The organism is Flavobacterium sp., assembly GCF_041392085.1.
Taxonomy (GTDB): Bacteria; Bacteroidota; Bacteroidia; order Flavobacteriales; family Flavobacteriaceae; genus Flavobacterium.
In genome coordinates this window covers 63,028-84,155 of the sequence record NZ_JAWKMW010000011.1, presented here as the reverse complement: position 1 = coordinate 84,155, position 21,128 = coordinate 63,028, and the positions used below count along the sequence as shown (strand labels likewise).

Sequence of the window (21,128 nt, the reverse complement as noted above, 5' to 3'; positions counted from 1 at the left end):
TTAAAATACTAATTTAAAATTTTCTTCAATTGTTTTTTCAACCAAAATAGTTGCGGCAGCACTCCAAGCACAAAAACGAACGCCATTGGGCTCTCCTGTTTTGGAATTAAAATTTTCATAAAACCCAAAATCTGATAAAGCATTTGCTTGATTCAATTCATTCAATATACTTTCACACTCTTTTTTTAATCCCAAATAGTATAACGCTAACCCATAGAAACCATTCACCATTGGCCAACTGCCACCATTATGAAATTCATACGGTTCGTTTCTAAATTCGTATTTGCAGTTACTTTTTAAAATATTCCATTCCCAATCGGAGGGTTGTATGGGTGGCCAAAAAGCAGGAACCATTTTTAAGGGTAAGTTTCTTTTGATTTTTTCAGCATAATTTATTGCTGTTTTTTGGAAATTAGTATCACCAATAGATAACAAAACAGCCAAAGCATGTGCAAAAGCATCAAAATACATTTTATATCCCGCCGGTGAAAAAGAACAAGGCATGAACTCATTTATTTGTGCTTCATGATACGCTTTTGGATGAACTTTTTCACTTTTTGAATTGGGTAAAAAATTATGTTCTATTTTTTTAGTAATCGACTTTATTTTTAGTGTTACCTCTTCACTTTGAGCAAAATGATTATAGCTTTTCAATGCCCAAATTCGCAATAACTGATCGTATAAAACATAGCCTTCAGTGATGTACTCATCTGCCCAATTTCCAGAAATGGGGACATACATCAAATGATTGTTATTAAACTCCCAACATTCTAAAAGATAAATGGCTTTTTCGATTTGTTTAGAATATAACTTTACTATTTCTCTATCTTTTTTGTAATGTGCCAATTGGCAAACACCAATGATAAACCACGTAACCGCATCTACTCTTCCGGCTAGTCCACCATAACTCACCTCAGCTCCTTTTTCGGAAAAATAAACATTGGATGGAATCGTTCCGTTTGCATGTTGATGAGCGGCTAATGTTTGAATGGTTTTTTGAAATGTAGCGATTAATTTTGCATCTTTAGAAGCCAAAGCTGCTAATCCACAAATGACACCATCACGAGCCCAAACGCGTTTGTAATTGGACACATCATTAGCTGAAGCTTCAAAACCCTGAGGAGAGGAAACTTTGTGTAATAATTCAATTGCTTTATGATAAACAGATGAACTCATGAAACCAATTCATTTTTATTTTTTACTTTGATTAAGAGTGTTAATATGCCACCAATAATCAAAAATATTCCTGCTAAACGAATCACATTCACCGGATTTTGACCGAGCCAATCATAAACAAAAAACTGCATGGAGACAACTTGAATAGCCATTGGAATAACAATAAACATGTTAAAAATTCCCATATAAACACCCGTTTTTTCTTTTGGGATAGAGCCGGCTAAAAGTTGATACGGCATAGCTAACATAGAAGCCCAAGCAATACCAAGACCAACAGGATAAAGAAATAATGTGGTTATTGCGATTGACTCTCCAAATGGATTATACAAATGAAACAGTAAAGTAGTATCATTCAAATAGGGAATTGAGAAAACGCCTATTCCACCTAAAATTAAAGCGACAAAATGAACTCCTTTTGCACCAATTTTTAAGGCTAATGGCACTAAAGCAAAAGCCACCAGAAAGCAAATGATATTATAGGTTCCGTTTAAACTTCCGGTTAATAATTGAGCTTTAGAAAAACCTTCGCTGGCTTGGTCAGTTGTATTGTATAAAGATATGGATAAGGTTGAAGTGATATATTGCCAATAACAAAACATGGCATACCACGTAAAAAATTTTACCGGAATTAACTGTTTCATGGTCAACGGCATATTGATGAACGCTTCTTTTATTTCTGTAAACGTTCGTTGAACGACCGGTGTTTTTTTCTTCTCCAAAAGTTCCTCTAGTTCCTCTGATGAAGGCGGAATTTCTTTAGTGGTAAATACGGATATTAAAATCGTGACTACAGAAGCAAAAGCTCCAATAAAAAATGCCCAGTATGTATAGGTTGGAATACCGTTTTCAAATTTATCCGTAATGGCTAAAATTCCTAATGAAACTAAAATAGCCGGAGTAAAATTAGCTAAAGTAATTCCTAACCCGGTGAAAAAACTCTGCATTAAAAACCCGATAGAATGTTGATCTTTGGGCAATCGGTCTGCCACAAAAGCACGATAGGGTTCCATGGCGATGTTGTTGGCCGCATCTAAAATCCACAATAAACTGGCGGCCATAAAAATAGTAGTTGAAAAAGGCATTAATACAAGTGCTAAACTGGCAATTAAAGCACCAATCAAAAAGAAAGGTTTTCTTCTTCCGAATTTAGGTGACCATGTTCCATCACTAATAGCACCAATAATGGGTTGTACCAAAAGTCCAGTAACAGGTCCTGCCAGCCAAAGCATGGGTAAACTGGCTTCGTCGGCACCTAAAAATTTATAGATAGCACTCATGTTACTTTGTTGCAACCCAAAACTGAATTGAATGCCGAAAAAACCGAAATTCATGTTCCAGATTTGCCAAAAGTTCATTTTACCTTTTTGTATCATGCTAGTATTTTTATTCTATTAATTTTTTTAAAAAAGAGCTAAAATCAATTTCGTTTGTAAAAACCAATCCTTTTTTATCTACTACCGGTAAATTTAAATTTGAAGTACTAATATTGTTTTGGCGGAGTTTAGTAAGCATTTCTTTTAAAGCCTTTTCATCTTTATCAATATCGAAATAAATAAACTTCAATTGATGCTCTTCGGCAAATTTTTTGGTATCAATGCAATAATGGCAGGTATCACTTCCATAAATCAATATAGTTTTTTGCTCACTTTTGGGTTTATATTCCTGAGACAATCCAATTTGTATTGAAAACAAAAAAAAGATGGTTAAAAAGAAACTTTTCATGATTCAGTTGTTTTTTATTGTTTAATGCTTTATAAAGATAATTATTAGTTGTAAAAGTTCCCGAATCCCTTAGGATTCAGGAACTAACTTTAAAACAATCAAATATGAAAATAAACCTAACTCTTAAAATCTGTAAGATAACGTTAAGGAGGTTGTTCTACCATTAATCGAACGAGCTCTTAAAATATTATCTGTATTTTCAACGATACTTCCCTCTTCTACTTCAGTAATTCCTATAGTATTGAAAACGTTATTTACGTTTAATGAAGCTGTTAAACCTTTTGTTAATTCTATGTTTACAAACGGATTGAAGTACACATAACCCGGCATAATTAATTCATTGTTATCTTGTGCAAAAGATTTTGTGGTTCCAATTAATGAAACACCAACATTATGCTTTCCATCGGTACCAAACTTATAGGCGGCAATAGCGTTATAAATAAAATCAGCTTGTCTTCTTGGTGTGTTACCCTCAACAGCAGGATTGATTACGTCTTTTGAAATTTCAGCTTTTGTCCAAGTAACACTTCCATTAAAGTTGAATTTATTTACCCTATAACTTCCTTCCAACTCTAAACCATATGCAGTGTATTCTCTCTGAATTTGACGAATTCCGGCAGGAGCAAAATCCCAGTTTTGTTCAGAGGTCAAAGCATAAAAACCGGTTGCATAAAAGGTGTGATTTGACCCTTTTCTTTTATACCCAATTTCAGCTTGATTCACCATATCTGCACTCAATCCGGAAACTGCAGCACCAGAGGGAAGAATGTTTGCTCCAAATAATAATCTGTCAGCGTTTGCTCTACCACCACGGCTGTAACGTGCGAAAAGAGATTGATTTTCAGCTAACATATAGTTTCCTCCAAATGAATAGGATACATAATCAAAATCATAATTTACCGGTAAACGATTGGCATTATCCACTACAGAAACACTTGTTTCAGGCCCTTCAATTGTTCCATTATTATCAACATCTAAATCAGTTGATTGAACAGCACCTGCATACGTACCTCTTACTTTTCCACTATCAAAACGCAAACTTATATCTACATTAAATTTATCGCTAAATTTATATTGACCGGCAATGTAAGGAGCTGATATATCATAATTGGTATCATAATTTCTGGTACAACAATTCCCCCAAAAAGGAACTCCATAGGCATACAATCCGTTAACTGAATTAGTCCCAGCATTTAATAAAGCTGCATTGTCACCTTTTACTTCCATTAAATACGAATTCCATAACCATGACATAGATAAGGTTTGATATGCTTTATAATAGCCCAATGTTAAATCGAAATCACCGAACTTTTTAGATAATTTTAGATCATTCGTGAAATTATTGAAGTTGTTGATTTCGGTATCAAAGGTGTGGATTCTCATTACTAAATCATTCCCATTTACATTATTACCTGCTTGAGCACCATTTGCATAGGTTAAATTTGGCTCACCAAATTCAGCAGCAAAATCAGCTGCCGTTTGCACTTGTGCTGGAAATGGAGATACAAATCGTCCTCTGTGGAAATTTTGTCTGAAACGGTCTTCAATTTTCCAACCATTTCCAATATCAAAAGAAAGTTCACCACCAAACGAACTAGCTATTGGACGCATACCATCAGCCATGTTGCTTCTTCTTCTTTGTCCATCTTGTCCTACTGTTAAATTATCTAAAAACAAAGCACTATGTTGGGTGTCAGATAAAATATCAAAGTTAGGCAATGAACTCCAATTTGGATTTGCATTTGTTCCACTAACTCTAACCGGCATTGGCAAATAACCAATCGCTCTATCATTTAAATGTTTGAAATATAAACGGACATGACCATTTTCAAATTCCTTAGTAATATTGGCTTTTAATTGTCCACCAACATTTCCAGTATAACCGGCATTTCTTGGTCCTTCACCTTGACGATAAAAACCTCCAACGTGAAAAAATAACCCATTTCCAATGGGAGAACCATATTCAAAATCAGTACGATAATTATCAAAATCAACACCAAAAGATTGCATTAATGAACCGCCTTCTGTTTTACCATTTTTACTAATAAAGTTAATGATACCCGCAGGAGAATTACTTGCTAAAGTTGAAGCAGAACCTCCTCTAATAGCCTCCACTCTGGAAATAGTTTGGTCGGCACGAACAAAAATATCTGCATTACCAAACGCAACATCACCAAATTGCATTACCGGTAAACCATCCTCATGAATTTGAAGAAACTTTGCTCCACCTGATGCCACCGGAATACCTCTAATGGTAATATTGGCATTTCCTTCACCTCCTGTAGATTCTGATTTAATACCCGGGATTGAACGGAAAATCTCGGCTGTTGCTCTTGGAGCAGCTTGTTCGATTTGAGTGGTTGAGACAGAACTAATCGATACACTCGATTGTAATTTTGATCTTGGATTGATAACACCTGTTACAACCACATCATCTAACTGAGTGGCGTCCTCTACTAAAATGACTTCTGTTTTAGTTGAACCGTTTACCGTAACAACTTGTTTTTTTGTTTTGTAGCCAATGTAAGAGGCTACTAAAGTTACATTTCCGTTTTCTAACCCAGAAAGTTGAAAAACACCATCCATGTCAGATGATGTTCCTTTAGATGTTCCTTCTACAACAATATTTACACCCGGTAGAATATTGCCGGCATTGTCTTTTACAATACCTTCAATAGAACCGGACTGAGCAAAAATTGGTAATGAACAAAAACATAGGAAAAGAAAAGCAACCTTTTGAAATAGTAATTTTGTTCTCATTTTGTTTTGTTTAGTTAATAAAATTAAGTGATATTTTTTACGAATCTATTTTTTTTAATGCTAAAAAATTAACTATTTAAAATCGAAAACGTTTTCGAAATTACCGAAAACGTTTTCGATTTTTTGTATTGTATTTTTTTCCATATTTGTAACATGAAAGAAAAGGAGACAACATTAAAGGTAATTGCTGAGAAATTAAACATTTCCATAACAACGGTTTCAAAAGCTTTGAAAGACTACTCTGACGTAAGTCCAAAAACGAGAGAACGTGTATTGGAATTAGCAAGAGAACTGCACTATACACCTAATTCTTTTGCTGTAAATCTAAGAACTAAAGAATCAAAAACTATCGGATTAATTATACCTGAAGTTGTTCATCATTTTTTTTCAAGTGTTATTAACGGTATCATTGCAGAAGCCGAAAAAAATGAATATTTAGTCATTATTCTTCAATCAAATGAATCACTGGAACTAGAAAAAAAACAAGTTCAACTTCTTATCAATAAAAGAGTAGATGGAATCATAATGTCGTTATCCAACGAGTCGAATGATGATGACCATATACGTGAAATTATTCATCGCAACATTCCGTTTGTGATGTTTGACAAAATTTCAAAAATGATTCCGTGTTCTAAAGTAATTATTGACGACCAAAAAGCTGCATCAGCAGCAGTAGAACATTTGATTTCAGTTGGGTGTAAAAAAATTGCCCACATCAGAGGTCCAATTAACCCACAAAATGCCATTGATCGTTTTTTAGGTTACAAAAAAGCATTAGAAAAAAACAACATTCCTTTCGATAAAAATTTAGTTTATACATGTGTACGTGTTTCGTTTGAAGAAGGCTATGCGTTTGCAAAAGAAATTTGTGAAAATCATCCGGATGTAGATGGAATTTTCGTAATTACAGACTTAGTTGCTGTGGGAGTTTTGGCCTATTTAAATGAACACAATATAAAAGTTCCTCATCAAATTGCTGTCATAGGTTTTAGCAATTGGTTTATGTCACAAGTGATTCAACCAAAATTAAGTACGGTAGATCAACCCAGTTTTGAAATGGGAGTAAGTGCTTTCAATTTGTTATTAAAAGAAATCAAGGCTGTAAAAGAGGAACGACCAAAAATCATTGAAAATGTGGTTTTAGACACACAAATCATTGTTAGAGAATCTACAAAAAAATGATTTATTTCTGCTTTTCAAGCGTAAATGAAAATTCTGAACCTACGCCAAATTGGCTTTCCACATAGATTTTCTCGTTGTGTCCTTCAATGATATGTTTTACTATAGCTAAACCTAAACCCGAACCTCCTTCTGAACGAGCACCACTTTTATCTACTCTGTAAAAGCGTTCAAAAAGTCTTGGAATATGTTGTTTTTGAATCCCTTCTCCGTTATCGGTAATACGCACTATGATTTTATTTTTAACTAAATTCTCTATACTTACTTCTGTCGTTCCACCCTCTTTGCCATATTTGATAGAATTCATGACCAAGTTTGTAACTACTTGTTGAATTTTTTCTTGGTCGGCATAAACATAAATTGGTTCTGTGTGTTTGGTGTCGAATGTTAGCGTAATATTTTTTTTGTTCGCTCTCATTTCAAGCAAATCGAAAACATTTTTAACAATTTCTACAATATCAAAATTAGAAAAGTCTAAATTCAAATCACCCGTTTCCAATTTGGTAATCATATCCAAATCTTTCACAATATAAATTAACCGTTCCACCCCTTTTTCTGCACGTTCAAGGTATTTTTTTCGCAAGGTCTTGTCACTCATTGCTCCATCTAACAACGTTGCAATATAACCTTGAACGGTAAATAATGGTGTTTTTAATTCGTGGGAAACATTGCCGAGAAATTCCCTTCGGTATTCTTCTCGCACTTTTAAGGTCTCAATTTCTAATTTTTTATCCGTGGCAAACTTTTTTACTTCTTTTGTTAAAGTTGCCATATCAGTAGTAATTGGTTGGCTTCTTAACGTTGTGGAGTCTAATAATGAAACATCATCGTATATTTTTTTTACCCTTCTGTAAATAAATCGTTCCACACGATATTGGATGACGAAGAATGAAAAAAGATACACAGAAAGTCCAAAAACGGCTACAAACAACCAATTTATTTCATAAAAAATAGCGGTCGTTATAACCAAAAATCCTATGCAAAAAAGTGATACGTAGAGAGCTGATTTTACAGCAAATTTGTACGTTTTTTTAAAACTAATAGCCATTAAAACAGTTTTCTGTTCGATGTTGTGCTCTCAAAAGTAAACTATTTTTAACAAAACACAATAGTACTATACTTCCAATTTGTAACCAACCCCTTTAATGGTTTTAAAAAAATCGTCACCAATTTTTTCGCGAAGTTTTCGAATATGCACATCAATCGTTCTACCTCCTACAACTACTTCGTTGCCCCATACTTTGTCAAGAATTTCCTCTCTTTTAAACACTTTTCCCGGTTTGGATGCTAATAAATAGAATAATTCAAATTCCTTTCTGGGAAGAATAATCTCTTTCCCTTCTTGAATGATTTTGTATTCTTCTCTGTTTATCTCGATATTACCTACAGTCAAAATATCACTACTGATATTTTGTTCTTTTAAACGACGTAGAAGAGCTTTTACTTTACTAACCAAAACTTTTGGTTTAATTGGCTTTGCAATATAATCATCAGCACCGGCTTCAAAACCAGCCACTTGAGAATAATCTTCACTTCGGGCAGTTAAAAATGTAATAATGACATTGCTTAATTCAGGTGTTTTTCTAATTTGTTCACAAGCTTCCATACCGTCCATTTCCGGCATCATTACATCCATAATAATCAGGTGTGGTAATTCTTTTTTAGCCTTTTGAACTGCTTCTTTACCATTTACTGCTGTACTAATTTGATAGCCTTCTTGTGCAAGATTGTAACCAACAATTTCTAATATATCTTGCTCATCATCAACCAATAAAATCTTTATATCCTTTTTTTTCATATCCAGAATTAAATGCGTTTTGCGATGTAAAGGTAAAGATAATACAAAATGATTTATTGTGTTAACCGTAATTTAATCTATTAACGATTTGGTAACCCGGCTGAAACAAAAACGTAACAAGCGGATAACATCAATTTTACAATACAGCCGTTTCTTTGCACCAAAATTAAACAACATCTTAATGAAACTTAAATTTTTATTTTGTATCCTTTTTTTCAGCACAACTCTTTTGGCTCAAAAAGGAACAATTTCAGGTACTTTGACAGATAAAGACATGAATAACGAACCGCTTCCTTTTGCGAATGTTCAACTGAAAGGAACTTCTGTCGGAACAACATCAGACGAGAATGGAAATTTTTCTTTAAATGTGGAACCGGGAAATCACACGCTTCAACTTAGCTTTTTAGGTTATGAGACTATCGAAGTTCCTGTAACTATAAAAGAAAATCAAACTGTAACTATAAACAGAGCCCTAACAGCAGGTGGTGGCGTAATGCTTCAGGATGTGATAGTACAAACAACGGTGAGTCGAGAAAAAGAAAGTGCTTTGTTATTGGAGCAACAAAAAGCTGTTGAGATTAAACAAAGTATTGGGGCACAAGAACTTTCAAGAAAAGGAGTTGGTGACGTAGCCGCGGCTGTAGCAAAAACTACAGGTGTGTCTAAACAAGAAGGAAGTGGAAATGTATACGTAAGAGGATTAGGTGACAGGTATAATTCAACATCCATGAACGGATTGCCTGTTCCTTCAAATGACCCGGAAAAGAAAAACATCAACTTAGAATTATTTTCAACAGACATTGTGGAATACATTTCAATTGACAAAGTGTACAATACTAAAGTGTATGGTGATTTTGGTGGTGGAAATGTTGATATCTCTTCTAAGGATTATAGAGGGAAAGGGATGTTTGAAATCACAATTGGTGCTAAAGCAAACACCAATGCAATTGAAAAAGACGGTGAATTTTTGTTGAATGACGGTCCCAATTTTTCAGGATTTACATCAACCGAAATCCCCAACAATCCATTAAATAGTTTTGGATACGAAAACAAATTAGCTCCGGTAAGTAAAACTCCCTATGGTGGAAATATTGGAGTAAAGGCTGGGAAGTCTTTTAATTTTGGTGAAGAAGGTAGATTAAATTTATTTGCTACAGCAAGTTTTGACAACGGATATGAATTTAGAGAAGGGATTAATCAAACTGTTAGTGCTCAAGGTGCTCGTCTTAAGTCTTTTAACCAAGAAAAATTTACTTACAAAACAAATTCTACCGGAATGTTTAATGCTAATTATCGCATTAATCTTAAACATAGCATAAAATACAATTTCTTGTATGTTAATTCTTCTGAGCAATCTCGTGATAGTTATTTTGGTTACGATAGGGATTATGAAGAAGAAGATAACTTATTGGTTAGAAGAGGTAACTATGTTCAAAACACTGTTATGATTAACCAATTGTTAGGGAATCATAAATTAACAGAAAAATTAAGCCTTGATTGGGGTACATCTTTCAACAAAATTGAAAGCGATATGCCCGACAGAACACAAAATAAAATGTGGCGAGAGGACGAAGCTAATGACGGTTTTGTATTAGCTCAAAGAACAACAACTGATAATCATAGGTATTTTCAAAATCTAGTTGAGGAAGAAGCTGCTTTGAATTTGGCATTAAACTATAAACTCGGAGTAAATGACCTTGGCGAATCCAAAGGAAAAATTACATTAGGATATAACGGAAGGTTTAAAAACCGTGATTTTGAAGCCATTCAATTTAACTTCAGAATTACAGAAGAACAACTTACACAATTTTACAACCCCGATAATCTAGATGCGTTTTTTAACCAACAAAATTTACAAAACGGTTTCTTTACAATCAGTTCTTTTGCAGGTTTAACACCGCAAACTTATAGTGGCGAACAAAACATTCATGCCGGATTTGGTAATCTTGAATATCGTTTTTCAGACAAGTTTAGTTCAATTATTGGTTTGCGTTTTGAAAAAATAGATCAAACCGTTAAATGGAGAACGCAATTAGATGCCGGTGGAGATTCTAATACATTTAATAGAAACGAATTTCTTCCAAGTGTCATTTTGAAATACAGCCTGAATGAAAAACAAAATCTTCGTATGGGATTAAGCAAAACGTACACTTTACCACAATTTAAAGAGCGAGCATTGTTTATTTACGAAGATGTAACTGAAATCAAAATTGGTAACCCTGATTTATACCCATCTCAGAACTATAACCTTGATTTGAAATGGGAAATGTTCCCTAAATCGGAAGAATTAATTTCGTTTACAGTTTTTGGAAAATATATCGTAGATCCAATTAACGAAGTTAATCTAGCCTCTTCAACCAATGATATTTCTTTTGTGAATATTGGTGATTCAGGGTATGTTTATGGTGCAGAAGTAGAAGCTCGTAAAAATATTATCAATATTGAAGGTGAAAAAACCAATAAACTTTCTGCAGGAATAAATATTTCCTACATGAAAACAAGTCAAGAACTTGATGGAGACAAGGTAAGAAATGAAACTAATGGCAGATTAAATTTAAATTTAACAGACGAAACCTCCGGATTTACTGGGGCGTCCGATTTACTTCTAAACGCAGACCTTTCCTATGCTAAAGATTGGAAAAACGATATGGGAATTATGGCTACTGTTGCGTACTCTTACTATTCAGACAGACTCTATGCATTGGGAATTGAACAAAAAGGAAACCTAGTTGATAAAGGCATGGGCACATTAGATTTTATTTTTAAATCTAAATTAAGTCAAAAATTAGGTGTTGATTTTACTGTTAGAAATATTTTAAATCCGGAATTTGTTAGAGTTCAGGAAAATTCATCAGGGTATGTTGATGCGATGACCTATAAAAAAGGGATAGTATTTGGTCTAGGTATTAATTATTCCTTCTAGCTATAATTGATAACTTTTGGTTAACAAAAAAGTCACTTAATCGTAACGAATTGATGACAACAACTTAACACATTAAAAACAGTTTATCATCAAATTTGTACAAACATAAATAACACAATAAAAATGAAAAAATCCATTTCAAAACTTTTTAAATTAACTGTATTATCAGTATTAATTGCCACTACTTCATGTTCAAGTGATGATGATGGCGGAGGAAGTAGTTCTACTTTTGAGTTAGTTAGAGAAGATCTTCAAGGGACTATTAACGACGGTGTGGTTACATTAGAATCCGGAACCTATAAATTAACAGGTAAATTAGTTGTTGGTAACAACGCTACTCTTGTTATTAAACCGGGAGTAGTCATCGAAGCTACTGAATTGGCTGCTGGTCAATTTGAATCTGTACGCTACATTGCTGTTGCTCAAGGCGGAAAAATTGATGTGCAAGGAACTTCAACAAACCCTGTTGTAATGACATCTGCTGTGAATACTCCCGGTGCTTGGGGAGGATTAGTAATTTGTGGTAAAGCACCAATCAATAAAGGTACTTCTGCATCTGCTGAAGTTTCAGACCTTACCTATGGCGGAACAGATGTATTTGATAATTCAGGCTCAATTAAATATTTACGAATTGAATATTCAGGATACGCATACAATGCTGATAAAGAATTTAATGGGCTTTCATTATTTGGTGTTGGTAAGGACACTACAATTGAGTATGTTCAAGTGCATAATGGCTCAGATGATGGATTTGAGTGGTTCGGTGGGACTGTAGATGCTAAATATTTAGTAGTTTCAAGTTTTTCCTCTGAAGTTGGTGATGATTTATTTGACTGGACAGAAGGTTGGAATGGTGTTGGTCAATATTGGTATGGAAAAAGAACAAACAATGGTAACAGAGGAATTGAAGCGGATAACAATTCTAATGATCACATGGCTACTCCTATTTCAAACCCCTCTATTTCTAATTTAACATTAATAGGTAACAATGCAGGACCTGAAAACCAAGCCATGAAATTAAGAGTGGGTACAAAAGCAATTTTTGACAATGTTGTATTGAGCAATTGGGGAACTGGTTTTGATGTTCAACACAACGAAAGCGTAGATTATGTTGGAACTCAAGAATTGAAAGCTACGAATGTAAAATTTGATAATGTAACTTTAACATCAAAAGGAACTAACACAGCTGGTGAAACAGTAGATGTTTCAGCAATATACACAATCAATGAAGCAGCTGTAGGTGCCGGAAACGGAACAGCAAAACCAACTTGGGCAAATGGTTGGACAGTAGGTTTGTAATAAAATTATTATAAAAAAATCTAAATCCCTCTTTTTAAACAAAGAGGGATTTTTTTGGTATAGTATTTGAAATATTTTTTATACATTTACCAAACCAAATCGGAAAGATGAAAAAAAATTACTTTTATACTATTCTTTTAGCGGTTTTTCTTTTTACACTGACTACATCAGCTCAGGATATAAAGTCTCAACAGCCCAACAAAACTCAAGAAACTACTATTGAAGGGCTTAGCTTTTATCCAAACCCGGTAAGTAACGGAAAAGTGTATATCACCTCAAAATCATCTTTATCCAAGGAAGTAACCATTTTTGATATTTTAGGAAAGGTTGTTTTACAAAGCACCATCAATTCAAAAGAATTAAACGTTTCCTCACTTTCTCCGGGCATTTATATGATTAAAATCAAAGAAGGAGAAGCCACTGCGACACGAAAATTGATTATCAAGTAGTTAGTCCGATTCAATTCTTCACAATTTACAATTTTTTAATAACGTTATTTTTTTATAAATTAGTTATTGTTACTATCTTTGTTTCATAATTTTATTTAAACATTTATCTAATGAAAAAACTTTACACTTTATCTTTATTACTAATAACTACTTTTGGTATGTCTCAGAGTGTTGTAATTACGACAGTAGTTGATGGAACATTACCTGGAGATGGTTGTGCAGGTGCATCTGGATCTTCAAGTCCAAAAATTGCTGAATTGTATGTATCTGGAACTATTGATTTTACCAATTACCGTTTTCAAACTGAATCAAATGGTGCAGCAGATGAGTCTTCAATTGTTTGGAATGGTGGTTTAGATTTAACTCCACTGGGAACTGTAACCAATGCATTTGTGTATTTAGTAGGATCTGGTACTGATACTTTTATGGAAATCTATCCATCTATTACGCTACCAACCGGTTTAGCAGCTGGTAATTTACCAAATGCTAATGGAAATGACGCTTATAGAATTGCAATTTATGACGCTCCAACTGCTGGAAATTTAGTTACTGTTGTGGACCAATTTGGTAATCCACTTGAAATTACCGGTTCTTCAGATTATTCAGCTCCTTGGGCTTACCAAGACAGTTATGCTAAAAGAAATAACGGTGTAGGTCCAAACGGAGGTACATTTGTTACATCTTCTTTTACTTATGGTGGAAATGCAGCATTTGCAACCCCAAACAACACTTGTGAATTTTTAGTGTCTGCAATAAATCTAGGTTCATATACACTAGGTCTAAATCAAAATGCCATTGCTGGGTTAAAAGTATATCCAAACCCTGTTACTAATGGTACTCTTTACATTTCCACTCAAGCAAATGCTGAAAGAACTATTCAAATCTATGACATCCTAGGAAAACAAGTTTTAAACAACGTTACTTCTAACGAAGCTATCAATGTTTCTAACTTAAACGCCGGTGTTTATATTGTTAAAATTAAAGAAGAAGGAAAGACAGCTTCAAGAAAGTTAGTCATTAACTAATTTTAGTTACATAAATTTTAAAAGCATCAACGAAAGTTGGTGCTTTTTTTATTCCTATTTTAGCACCCATGAATCACTATCCTGACATATTTTCTATCCGAAACCAAAAAGAATTTGAGAAAATAACACTCAAGATTTTTCGATATCAGTATGATAACAACCAAGTGTATCAGGATTTTTGTACGCTTTTGAAAAAAGATAAATCCAATGTAAAATCAATTGAAGAAATTCCATTTCTGCCGATTCAGTTTTTTAAAAGTCATGAAATTTTAAGTTCTAAAAACCCGGTTCAAGAAACGTTTAGCAGTAGCGGAACAACCGGAACTTCGACGAGTAAACATTTAGTTACTGATGCAACTTTATATGAACAAAGCTTTCGAAACGCCTTCTCACAATTCTACGGTAATATTGAAGATTATATGATTTTGGCCTTGCTTCCCTCCTATTTAGAACGAGAAGGTTCGTCATTAATATATATGGTCAATGATTTAATTGCAGGTTCTAATCACCCGGAAAGCGGTTTCTATTTGAATAATTATGATGAACTAATTCATACACTTATCAAATTGGATTCTTCCGGTCAGAATGTGCTTTTAATTGGTGTTACGTATGCTTTGTTAGATTTGATTGAAAAGCAATCCTTTCAATTGAAAAATACCATTATCATGGAAACCGGCGGAATGAAAGGCAAACGAAAAGAAATCATTCGCGAAGAATTACACACCATTTTATGTAAGGGTTTTGGCGTTCCAACCATTCATTCTGAATACGGCATGACAGAACTTTTATCACAAGCCTATTCGTTAGGCAATGGTATTTTTGAATGCCCGCCTTGGATGTCGATATTAATTCGAGATACCGAAGATGCGTTAACGTATGTTGATTACGGAAAAACCGGCGGCATCAATGTAATTGATTTAGCAAATATCAATTCTTGTTCCTTTATCGCTACACAAGATTTGGGCAAAAAATATCCCAACCATTCGTTTGAAGTGTTGGGACGTTTTGATACGAGTGATATTCGAGGGTGTAACTTAATGGTTGTTTAGAAAGTTTCAGGTTTCTAGTTTAAACTGCTCGTAAAATAAAATACGTTTTCTTTCCGCGTTGTAACAATACAAATTCACTGTTGATTAAATCATTCGTTGAAAGTGTAAATTCTTCAGTGACTTTCTCACGATTAACTGAAATAGAATTTTCTTTTAAAGCTCTTCTTGCTTCGCTATTGGAAGATAAAAAACCGGATTTCCCAGCTAGAGCATCCACGATTGTAATGCCGTTTTCCAAATCAGCTTTTGAAATTTCCGTTTGCGTAATGCCGTCAAAAACATCTAAAAAAGTTTGCGAATCCAACCCTTTTAAATCTTCTGAGGTGGAATTTCCAAACAAAATAGAAGACGCTTTTACTGCTTTTTCATATTCTTCTCTTGAATGAACAAAAACAGTAATTTCTTCTGCTAATTTCTTTTGCAATAAACGCAAATGCGGTTCTTGTCTGTGCTTTTCAATTAAATCTTCAATCGTTGCTTTATCTAAAAAAGTAAAAATTTTAATGTATTTTTCCGCATCTTCATCCGATGAATTAAACCAAAATTGATAGAATTTATACGGAGAAGTTTTATCTGCTGTTAACCAAACATTTCCGCCTTCCGATTTTCCAAATTTTGAACCATCGGCTTTAGTAATTAAAGGTGTTGTTAAAGCATACGCTTTTGCACCTTCATCATCGGTGTTAACATTCAACCGACGCACCAATTCTGTCCCGGTTGTGATATTTCCCCATTGGTCAGAGCCTCCCATTTGTAATTTGCAACCGTAATGTTTGTGAAGGTAATAAAAATCGTAACCTTGAATCAATTGGTAGGTAAACTCTGTAAAAGACATTCCTTCACCCTCACCTAAAAAACGTTTTTTTACAGAATCTTTTGCCATCATGTAGTTTACCGTGATTCGTTTACCCACATCTCGTGCAAAATCAATAAATGAAAAATCCTTCATCCAATCATAATTGTTTACTAGAATTGGAGCATTGGCATCAGTAGAATTAAAATCTAAAAAACGAGACAAAACATTTTTTATACCTTCCACATTTTTGTTCAAGGTAACTTCATCCAATAAATTTCGTTCGTCCGATTTACCTGAAGGGTCGCCAATCATTCCGGTTGCCCCTCCTACCAACGCAATAGGTTGATGTCCAAAATTTTTAAGATGAACCAACAAAATAATTTGTACCATACTCCCAATATGCAGCGAATCAGCAGTCGGGTCAAATCCAATATAAGCTGTTGTAGATTCTTTCAACAATTGTTCTTCTGTTCCCGGCATCATGTCGTGAAACAATCCTCTCCAACGTAATTCTTCTACTAAATTTTTCATGTATGGTCTCTTTTATTTTAAATTCTTCTGGTGTAGTAACTTATTTTACTTACAATTTTCTATTTAAACTAATTTTGGCAAAGATAGTTTTAATTCGATAATTTGAAAATGTAGCCTAGAAACATTTATCTTTGTTTATATGAATTTAATCACTGGCGGAACCGGCTTGGTTGGGGCACATTTATTACTTCATTTGCTACAAAAAGGCGAAAAAGTGAGGGCTTTATTTCGTACTGAAAAAAGTATTCAAAAAACCAAACATCTTTTCAACCAACTCGAACATAGTGACTTATTTCATCAAATTGAGTGGTTTTCGGGGAATGTAAACGATATTCCTTCTTTAGAATTAGCCTTTGATAACATTAGTTACGTATACCATTGTGCGGCACTAATTTCTTTTGACAGCAATGACGAAGAACAGCTAAGAAAAATTAATATTGAGGGAACCGCTAATATGGTAAATTGTTCATTGGCATTTGGCATAAAAAAATTCTGTTACGTAAGTTCAATTGCTGCCTTAGGCGACCTGAAACAAAACGAAACTGTGATTACCGAAGAAACAGAATGGAATCCGGAAAAACCGCACAGTGACTATGCCTTGTCTAAATTTGGTGCCGAAATGGAAATCTGGAGAGCCGAACAAGAAGGTTTACCTTGCGTAATTGTAAATCCAGGTGTAATTTTAGGTATTGGTTTTTGGGATTCGGGCAGTGGTGAGATTTTTACAAAAGTACAAAAAGGAATCTCTTTCTATACAAAAGGTTCTACAGGTTTTGTTGGGGTTGAAGATGTTGTAGCTGTGCTGCATCAACTTATGAAAAGTGATATTTCTGGAGAGCGATTTACGTTAATAAGTGAAAATATAACTTTTAAAAATTTGCTGTTTTGGATTTCTGAAGGTATTAATCGTAAAAAACCCTCTTTTTACGCAAAACCTTGGATGACCTCAATAGCATGGCGAATAGACTGGTTTTTCTCCAACTTATTTTTTCAAAAAAGAAAACTTTCTAGAGCAACTGCCAAATCACTTCACAGTGAAGCCATTTATTCAAATGATAAAATAAAGAGTAAGTTGAATTATGAATTTCAACCCATCAAAGAAGTAGTAGAAAAAGTTACTTTTTCTTTTTCGAAAAAGCAGTAGTCTCTTCCATTTTTCTAGCTTTAAGCGAATCTTTAGAAATCGAACGCAATTCTATGGCTCTTTTATTATCTTCTTCTTGTTTCTTTTTTAAAAGACTATCCGCTTCCACTTTTTTTATTGCAATTCTGTTTTCAACTTCTTCATACATCTTTCTAAACTTTTTAAAATCAGATGCATAGTAAGCTGTATTTTCTAAAAATTGCAAACTGTCGATACCGTATTTTTGATAAATATACGTTTGAGCATCAATGGAATTGTCTCCTAAAACTCCCGGATTACTGGATCTTATCGCCTCTAAAATGCTAATATCATAAAGAATATCAACCATTTTTTCTTCTTCAATTAAATGAGTTGGCTTTTTGGCTCCTTCATTTTTACAGGAAAGAAAAAATAATCCAAAAAACAGTAAGAGATACTTTATTTTCATTTTCTATCTGTTAAAAAGTAATCGCATACCCGCCTTTATTTCACTTACTTTGGCATTTTGGTATACCAATTCTCCATTGACAAAGGTATGCGTAATTCTCGATTTAAAATTTGTTCCCTCAAATGGTGACCAACCACATTTGTAAAGAATATTTTCTTTTTTCACATTCCACGGCATAGCAGGGTTTACTACAACCAAATCAGCGTAATAACCTTCTCTGATAAAACCTCTGTTTTCTATTTTAAAAATTTTAGCCGGGTTGTGGGCCATTTTTTCGACAATTTTTTCGACAGTAATTTTACCTTTATGGTATGCTTCAAACATTGCCACAACGGCATGCTGTACTAGCGGGCCTCCTGAAGGTGCTTGTAAATAAGACTGTTTCTTTTCTTCGTGTGTATGCGGAGCGTGATCAGTTGCTATCACATCAATTCGGTCATCTAATAATGCTTCCCAAAGTGCTGTTTTATCTGCTTCTGTTTTAACAGCCGGATTCCATTTAATAAAGTTACCTTTGGTTTCATAATCTGTATTGGTAAACCACAAATGATGAATACATACTTCGGCTGTAATTTGCTTCTCCTCAAGCGGAATTGTATTAGTAAACAAATTCATTTCCTTGGCTGTAGATAGATGAAAAACATGTAATCTTGCTCCTGTTTTTTTGGCTAAAGCAATGGCTTTGGAAGAAGAAAGATAACAAGCTTCTTCACTTCTAATTAGATGGTGAAACTTCACGGGAACATCTTCACCATATTTTTCTTTGTATTCTTTTATATTATTTCGAATAGTTGTTTCGTCTTCGCAATGAACTGCGATTAGCATTTTTGTTGAGGAAAATATTTTCTCTAACACTTCTTCATTATCTACCAACATATTTCCGGTTGATGAACCCAAAAAAAGTTTAATACCAGCTACATTTCGAGGGTTTGTTTTTAAAACCTCTTCCAAATTATCGTTTGTTCCACCCATCATAAATGAATAATTGGCATATGATTTTTCGGCAGCAATTTGGTACTTTTCCTCTAATAATTCTTGGGTAACAACATTAGGAATTGTGTTGGGTTGTTCAATAAATGAAGTAATTCCTCCTGCAACAGCAGCCCTGGATTCTGAGGCAATATCACCTTTGTGCGTTAATCCCGGTTCGCGAAAATGTACTTGATCGTCGATGGCTCCGGGAATGAGAAAATTTCCTTCAACATCAATCACTTTATAGTCTGGTTTAGCACTGATATTTTCGGATATTTCAGCAATATATTGATTTTCAATCAATAAATCCCCTTCAACTATTTTACCTTCATTTACTATTTTGGCATTTTTTATTAGAATCCTTTTCATTTTCTTTTTCGGTTACAGTCGATTAAACATTTTTTTAATTCGCAACGAAATAACTCCAAAAACAGCTTCTTTGATAATTGAATTACTCATTTTGGACTGTCCTTTAGTGCGATCAGTAAAAATAATCGGAACTTCTTTTATGGTGAAACCTTTGCAAAATGTTCGATATTTCATTTCGATTTGAAAGGCATAGCCTATGAATTTAATTTTATCAAGATTTATTTTTTCAAGTACTTCGCGTCGGTAACATACAAAACCAGCCGTTGCATCATGAATTTTCATTCCCGTAATCAATTTAACATAAATTGATGCAAAATAGGATAGCAACACACGGCTAAGCGGCCAGTTGACAACATTCACACCACGAACATACCGCGACCCAATTGCCATATCTGCCTCTCCTTTTTGACACACTTCATATAGTTTTTCCAAGTCTTGAGGATTGTGTGAAAAATCGGCATCCATCTCAAAAATAAAATCGTATTTTTTTTGTAATGCCCATTTAAATCCATGTACATAAGCTGTTCCCAAACCAGATTTCTTCTTTCTAATTTCTAAAAAAAGTTGTGAAGGGAACTCATTTTTTAGTACCTCAACCTTTTCGAAAGTTTTGTCCGGAGAATTATCATCCACTATCAATACGTGAAAAGGTAATTTTAAGGCAAAAACTGCCCTAATGATACTCTCTATATTTTCAATTTCGTTGAACGTTGGTATAACTACTAATCCGTTACTCATAAAAAAACAAAATTTCTAAGCAAAAATAAACTATTTATAAACGTTGATTCATAATAAAATTATAATAAAGTGATTGAAATAAAAAAATAGTAATTTTACAGTCAGATTATGGACTTTATTTTAGAGCATCGAATTGAAGATAATAAAGATTGGGCAACACTATTGTTTGTCTTAAGCTTTGTATTAATAGCGATGACCAAAACTTTTTTTGAGGTGAGATTTAATGAATTTTTGAAGCTTTTTGTAACGGACAAATACATTAAAATTTATAAAGACCCTACACACATGATGAGTTGGTTTACTATCAGCTTGTTTTTCGTTCAATTAATTTCATTTGCTTTTTTCATTCTCATTTTATTAAACTATTTTGGATTAGCATCCAAAATGGATTGGATAAAATATGTTCAAATCCTAACCTTGTTGGGCGTTTTTGTTCTTTCAAAATATCTGGTAGAAAAAATCATTGCTACTTCGTTTAGAATAGAAGATTTTATGGAACAATTTAACCTTCAAAAAGTGAGTTATCGTACGTATATTGGTTTACTAATTTTACCTGTTAATATTATTTTGTATTATAATGATACTTCTTCCGGTATCATAATTTACGGAATACTACTGATTATACTGATTGCAAACGCTTTAACTTATTTAATTTCATTAAAATCGTATCAAAGTTTATTATTAAGTAAGATGTTTTATTTTATTTTGTATCTTTGTGCCCTTGAAATAGCACCCTACTATTTCATGTATTATTGGTTTACTAGACGTTAG

18 protein-coding genes are annotated in these 21,128 nt (G+C 33.7%); 8 read left to right on the top strand and 10 right to left on the bottom strand.

What is annotated here, in order from left to right:
- The 4 genes from R2782_RS10760 to R2782_RS10745 all read right to left on the bottom strand — a co-directional run bounded on the left by R2782_RS10760 (position 1) and on the right by R2782_RS10745 (position 5,658).
- The gene (locus R2782_RS10760; RefSeq protein WP_371268252.1) at positions 1-1,176 is read right to left on the bottom strand and encodes a glycoside hydrolase 100 family protein; all 1,176 of its coding nucleotides are present in this window, start codon (positions 1,174-1,176) and stop codon (positions 1-3) included.
- Positions 1,173-2,549 carry an MFS transporter gene (locus R2782_RS10755; RefSeq protein WP_371268251.1) on the bottom strand — a complete coding sequence of 459 codons (1,377 nt, stop codon included), beginning with the start codon at positions 2,547-2,549 and terminating at the stop codon, positions 1,173-1,175. The genes R2782_RS10760 and R2782_RS10755 overlap by 4 nt, the downstream gene beginning before the upstream one ends.
- 10 nt (positions 2,550-2,559) lie before the next feature.
- Positions 2,560-2,898: a glutaredoxin family protein gene (locus R2782_RS10750; RefSeq protein WP_371268250.1), complete on the bottom strand. Its 339-nt coding sequence runs from the start codon at positions 2,896-2,898 to the stop codon at positions 2,560-2,562.
- A 123-nt stretch (positions 2,899-3,021) separates the two neighbouring features.
- Positions 3,022-5,658, bottom strand: coding sequence for a TonB-dependent receptor (locus R2782_RS10745; RefSeq protein ID WP_371268249.1), 2,637 nt, complete (start codon positions 5,656-5,658; stop codon positions 3,022-3,024).
- A gap of 153 nt (positions 5,659-5,811) precedes the next feature.
- Between R2782_RS10745 and R2782_RS10740 the strand changes: the two genes are divergently transcribed.
- Positions 5,812-6,840: a LacI family DNA-binding transcriptional regulator gene (locus tag R2782_RS10740; RefSeq protein ID WP_371268248.1), complete on the top strand. Its 1,029-nt coding sequence runs from the start codon at positions 5,812-5,814 to the stop codon at positions 6,838-6,840.
- Position 6,841: 1 nt separating this feature from the next.
- On the opposite strand, the gene R2782_RS10735 is transcribed toward R2782_RS10740, so the two are convergent.
- Positions 6,842-7,885: a sensor histidine kinase gene (locus R2782_RS10735; protein ID WP_371268247.1), complete on the bottom strand. Its 1,044-nt coding sequence runs from the start codon at positions 7,883-7,885 to the stop codon at positions 6,842-6,844.
- 66 nt (positions 7,886-7,951) lie between these two features.
- Entirely contained in the window at positions 7,952-8,635 is a 684-nt protein-coding gene (locus tag R2782_RS10730) for a response regulator transcription factor (RefSeq protein WP_371268246.1), read from the bottom strand.
- A gap of 181 nt (positions 8,636-8,816) precedes the next feature.
- Here R2782_RS10730 and R2782_RS10725 point away from each other — a divergent pair, with 181 nt between their 5' ends.
- The 5 genes from R2782_RS10725 (at position 8,817) to R2782_RS10705 (ending at position 15,380) form a co-directional block, all read left to right on the top strand.
- Complete coding sequence (locus R2782_RS10725) at positions 8,817-11,558, top strand: TonB-dependent receptor domain-containing protein (protein WP_371268245.1); 2,742 nt, start codon at positions 8,817-8,819, stop codon at positions 11,556-11,558.
- Between the two features lie 123 nt (positions 11,559-11,681).
- The gene (locus R2782_RS10720; protein ID WP_371268244.1) at positions 11,682-12,857 is read left to right on the top strand and encodes a hypothetical protein; all 1,176 of its coding nucleotides are present in this window, start codon (positions 11,682-11,684) and stop codon (positions 12,855-12,857) included.
- A gap of 107 nt (positions 12,858-12,964) precedes the next feature.
- Positions 12,965-13,306 (top strand): T9SS type A sorting domain-containing protein, encoded by a 342-nt coding sequence (locus R2782_RS10715; protein ID WP_371268243.1) that lies wholly within the window; start codon positions 12,965-12,967, stop codon positions 13,304-13,306.
- 110 nt (positions 13,307-13,416) lie between these two features.
- A complete protein-coding gene (locus R2782_RS10710; protein WP_371268242.1) occupies positions 13,417-14,331 on the top strand; it encodes a T9SS type A sorting domain-containing protein in 915 nt (304 codons plus the stop codon).
- Between the two features lie 68 nt (positions 14,332-14,399).
- Entirely contained in the window at positions 14,400-15,380 is a 981-nt protein-coding gene (locus tag R2782_RS10705) for an acyl transferase (protein ID WP_371268241.1), read from the top strand.
- Between the two features lie 19 nt (positions 15,381-15,399).
- Here R2782_RS10705 and tyrS read toward each other — a convergent pair whose 3' ends face one another.
- Complete coding sequence (gene tyrS / locus R2782_RS10700; protein ID WP_371268239.1) at positions 15,400-16,707, bottom strand: tyrosine--tRNA ligase; 1,308 nt, start codon at positions 16,705-16,707, stop codon at positions 15,400-15,402.
- A 139-nt stretch (positions 16,708-16,846) separates the two neighbouring features.
- Here tyrS and R2782_RS10695 point away from each other — a divergent pair, with 139 nt between their 5' ends.
- Positions 16,847-17,851, top strand: coding sequence for an SDR family oxidoreductase (locus tag R2782_RS10695; RefSeq protein WP_371268238.1), 1,005 nt, complete (start codon positions 16,847-16,849; stop codon positions 17,849-17,851).
- Here the strand turns inward: R2782_RS10695 and R2782_RS10690 are convergent.
- From R2782_RS10690 to R2782_RS10680, 3 genes are read right to left on the bottom strand one after another with little or no spacing between them, the layout of a single operon-like run.
- Positions 17,823-18,278 (bottom strand): DUF4296 domain-containing protein, encoded by a 456-nt coding sequence (locus R2782_RS10690; protein WP_371268237.1) that lies wholly within the window; start codon positions 18,276-18,278, stop codon positions 17,823-17,825. The genes R2782_RS10695 and R2782_RS10690 overlap by 29 nt on opposite strands.
- Positions 18,279-18,281: 3 nt before the next feature.
- Complete coding sequence (locus R2782_RS10685; protein WP_371268236.1) at positions 18,282-19,619, bottom strand: dihydroorotase; 1,338 nt, start codon at positions 19,617-19,619, stop codon at positions 18,282-18,284.
- Between the two features lie 12 nt (positions 19,620-19,631).
- Positions 19,632-20,357, bottom strand: a complete 726-nt coding sequence (locus R2782_RS10680) for a polyprenol monophosphomannose synthase (protein WP_371268235.1) — start codon at positions 20,355-20,357, stop codon at positions 19,632-19,634.
- A 108-nt stretch (positions 20,358-20,465) separates the two neighbouring features.
- On the opposite strand from R2782_RS10680, the gene R2782_RS10675 reads away from it, so the two are divergent.
- Positions 20,466-21,128, top strand: coding sequence for a DUF4271 domain-containing protein (locus tag R2782_RS10675; RefSeq protein WP_371268234.1), 663 nt, complete (start codon positions 20,466-20,468; stop codon positions 21,126-21,128).